Genomic DNA, 3,855 nt, shown 5'->3' with positions numbered 1-3,855 from the left:
CGCCAGTCCTCTGGCGCTTTCGAGCGTCCCCGGGCCTGCGGAAAGCTCCAGAGGGCTGGAGCACTCCAGGACGCTGCCGCGCTCAGCGCAAACCCAACTGCATGGTTACGGCTCAGGCTGGACGGTCGCAGAGGCTCATTGATACTCCTTGTCACGGTTCAAGCAGCGCCCGAGGTCAGGATGTCATTGGCCTATTTACCTCATGGCAACGCCCGCAAGCCATGCTGCAAGTGGCATTGCTGGAATGATGGAGGATGAGTGTGGCGTCAGCCCGCTCGTCATTCGGGCGGACGCTGGCCGCGTGAGGGCCGAGAAGTCGGGCGGGCTATCGCCACACCCAACCTACGGCATCAATTCGGCGATCCACCACGCTGCAACGGCTTTTCCTGCCTCTGCAAGGCCCGGAAACGACGCTGCAACGGCTTTTTATGCCTCTGCAACGTTCGGAAGCCATGCTGCAACGCCTTTTTGACCCGCTGCAACGCCTGCCAAGGTCGCTGCATCGGCTTTTCGGGTCGCTGCAACGCCCGCCAAGGCCGCTGCATCGGCTTTTGGGAGCACTGCAACGCCTGCCAGGGTCACTGCAACGGCTTTTCGGGCCGATGAAACGCCTTTTGAACCCGCTGCAACGCCCGCAAGGGTGGCTGCAACGGCTTTTCGAGCTGCTGCAATGGTTGCAGCATGGCTGACGGGCATTGCATGAGTACCTGCGGGTGCCGCAGAAGCGCTTGCGGGTGCAGCAGAGCATGTTCTGGGGGCAGCAATGGCAGTTGCGGGCGGTTGGCAGGAGCGGCGTGTGTTTCAGCCACAAAAGGGGCTTGAAAAAAAGCGGAAATGATTATGTTTTTCCCACGCCTTGCGTCCCAGGGAGTTTTCCCTGGCCTGTCGGGGCGGTTGAATGAGGCACACCGACCATGAGCCGCTCTTCCATTCTCCTACCACGCCCAGGGCATGATCGCCGCCGGTGGCTGCGGCCTGCCTTGGACTCATCCCTGACGCCCTGCTGCGATGCTGCGCTCTTCCACGCCCCTGCTGGCCCGTTGGAACGACGGTAGCCGCTGGAATGACGGCCATTTGTGGTCGGGTTCCTCCACGCCTGCGCCTGTGGCGCCTCTTTTGCCAAGCACACCGATAACCCTAAACACACCTACCACCATGCAATCCTGGGAAATCACCAAAGACCGCGCCCAACTGTCACTGACCGTGTGGACGCAACATGCGCCGACCCTCAAGATCGGCACGCAAGGAACGACGGAACTCAGCGCGCTCATCGCCCAGTTCGAGCCGCTGGTGCAACTGCGCGCCGTGAAGCAGGACGATGCCGACGCGGCCTACCGCGCCGGGCAGGCGACGCTGCAAAAGCTCAAGGTGCTGGGCACCAAGGTGCCGCAAATCCTCGAAGGCCAGCTCGGCGACAACGTGCTGCTGATGAAGGATCTCAAGGACGTGTTTCAAATCTCCCCACGCTCGGAGGGCACGATCCTGGAGCGCGCACGGGCGCTGTATCCGGTGTGGGTGCGCGCGAACACCGCGCTGGCGGCGCTGACGCCCGCACAGCCGCCGATCACCCGCATGCTGCAAGGCGTGGCGCAGACGGCGGCGATGTTCAAGGCGCTGCTGGACGGCTACACCACGCAGGTGCAGGCCATCAGCGACACGGAGGGCCTGCTGGACAAGACGCGCAAGGATTTGACCGACCTCGATGACCAGACGGACCAGCTCAACAAGAGCTGGTACAAGGTGATGAAGGCCAGCTACGATCCCGGTTCACCCGAATACGAAGCCCTCAGCAGCATCCCGACGGAGGGTGGCACGGCCGCGCCGGAGACCATCGAGATCAACACCGTGGCGCAGGGCGGCACCAGCGGCCTGGAGGTGCTCGTCGAGTACGTCCCCGGCGGCGGTGCGCATGCCACGACGAAGCTGCTGAAGTGGATGGTCGTCGGCGTGGACGCCGACTTCACCCACAGCGTCCCGCTGACCGAGGCCGGCGACGCCATCGGCCCCTTCACCGTGGCGCAGGTGGTCAAAGTGATCACCGAAGCGACGAACAGTGCCGGGTCACGCACGAGCGCAGAGCGTACGATCACGATCGAACCGCCAATCGTGTAGCGCGGAGAGATTTTTTTAACCACCGAGGGCACGGAGAGGCACCGAGGAGGGAGACAGAGTTCTTTCTCTGTGGTTCTCTGTGACCTCTGTGGTGAGTGTTTGGAGGCAGTTTGGTCTTGGAACACCAGTTGGAAGTCACCAGCAAGATCGGCGAGGGGCAGACATCCTGACCTCGGGCGCTGCTTGAACCATGACAAGGAATGTCAATGAGCCTCTGCGACCGTCCAACCGCTGCGGTTAAGCCGTAACCATACAGTTGGGTTTGCGTTGAGCGCGGCAGCGTCCTGGAGTGCTCCAGCCCTCTGGAGCTTTCCGCAGGCCCGGGGACGCTCGAAAGCGCCGGAGGACCGGCGCACTCCAGGACGCTGCCGCGAGCCTTCACCTGCGGGTGTTTGAGTCTGTCTTCGTCCACTGACTTTGACTGCATCGTTACGGTTAAGTTGGATTGAACCGCAGAGGCTGGACGGTCGCAGAGCAAAAAGGCATGGAGGAACAGCCCCGGCAGATCATGCAGCGTTTGCCATATTCAGTTCCACCCATTGCAGTGGGTGCAGCGCCGGAATGATGTAGGATGAGTGTGGCGTCAGCCCGCTCGTCATTTGGGCGCACGCTGGCCGCGCGAGGGCCAAGAAGTCGGGCGGGCTATCGCCACACCCAACCTACGAGATGATTCCGGCGATACACCCCTTGGCAGTTCTGCCATGGCACAGGCAGTCACCTTCTCACTCGCCGGGAAGCGGCTCGGTGGGCCAGGTTTCGAGCCAGGGGAGGCCGTAGGCGTTGAGGTCGGCCATGAAGGGGTCGGGATTGAGCTGCTCGACGTTCCAGACGCCGGGCTGGCGATACTCGGTGGGATTGGTGAGGAGCTGGCGGGCGGCGATCATGGCGGGGACGCCGGTGGTGTAGCTGACGCCTTGGCTGTTGGTCTCAACGTAGCACTCCTGGTGGTCGCAGATGTTGTACACGTAGTAGCGCAAGGGCTGGCCGTCTTTGCCGGTGCCTTCGATCCAGTTGCCGATGCAGGTCTTGCCTTTGGTATCGGGGCCCAGGCTGCCAGGCTCGGGCAGGAGGGTCTTCAAGAACTCGATGGGGATGATGTCCACGCCTTTGTGCTTCACGGGATGGATGCCGGTCATGCCGACGTTCACCAGCACTTCCATGTGCTTGATGTAGGCATCGCCAAAGGTCATCCAAAAGCGGGCGCGGCGCATGGGGATATGCTTCGTGAGGCTCTCCAGCTCTTCGTGGTAGAGGCAGTAGATATTCTTCGGGCCGATGCCATCCGGGAAGGGGAAGCTGCGCTTGATTTCGAGCGGCTTCGTCTCCACCCACGCGCCGTTTTCCCAGTAGCGACCATTCGCGGTGACCTCGCGCAGATTGATCTCGGGATTGCAGTGGGTGGCGAAGGCCTTGCCGTGATCGCCCGCGTTGCAGTCGAGGATGTCGAGCGTGTCGATCTTCGAGAAATGATGCGTCAAAGCGTAGGCGGTATAGACATTCGTCACGCCTGGATCAAAGCCGCAGCCTAGCAACGCCGTGAGACCGGCGGCCTTGAACTTTTCCTGATACGCCCACTGCCAGTGATACTCAAACTTGGCCACATCGCGGGGCTCGTAGTTCGCGGTGTCGATGTAATGTACTCCGGCTTCGAGGCAGGCGTCCATGCTGGTGAGGTCCTGGTAGGGCAGGGCCACATTGATGACGACCTCGGGCTGGAAGCTCTGGAGCAGTTCGACCAGTGCG

General features: G+C 62.1%; 2 protein-coding genes. One reads left to right on the top strand and one right to left on the bottom strand.

What is annotated here, in order from left to right; all coding sequences use genetic code 11:
- Positions 1-1,155 precede the first annotated feature (1,155 nt).
- Positions 1,156-2,112, top strand: coding sequence for a hypothetical protein (locus ACKVY0_RS28920; protein ID WP_409218359.1), 957 nt, complete (start codon positions 1,156-1,158; stop codon positions 2,110-2,112).
- 722 nt (positions 2,113-2,834) lie between these two features.
- Here ACKVY0_RS28920 and ACKVY0_RS28915 read toward each other — a convergent pair.
- The coding region (locus ACKVY0_RS28915; RefSeq protein WP_409218358.1) for a saccharopine dehydrogenase family protein at positions 2,835-3,855 on the bottom strand (1,021 nt) is incomplete at its 5' end.

The sequence above is a fragment of the Prosthecobacter sp. genome (assembly GCF_046154365.1).
GTDB lineage: Bacteria > Verrucomicrobiota > Verrucomicrobiia > Verrucomicrobiales > Verrucomicrobiaceae > Prosthecobacter.
The sequence above is the reverse complement of the archived record's forward strand: the minus strand, read 5'-3'. Positions and strand labels throughout refer to the sequence as shown.

What these genes read in the sequence shown, in the direction of transcription:
- ACKVY0_RS28920 (WP_409218359.1), top strand. Translation starts at nt 1,156, where the DNA reads ATGCAATCCTGGGAAATCACCAAAGACCGCGCCCAACTGTCACTGACC.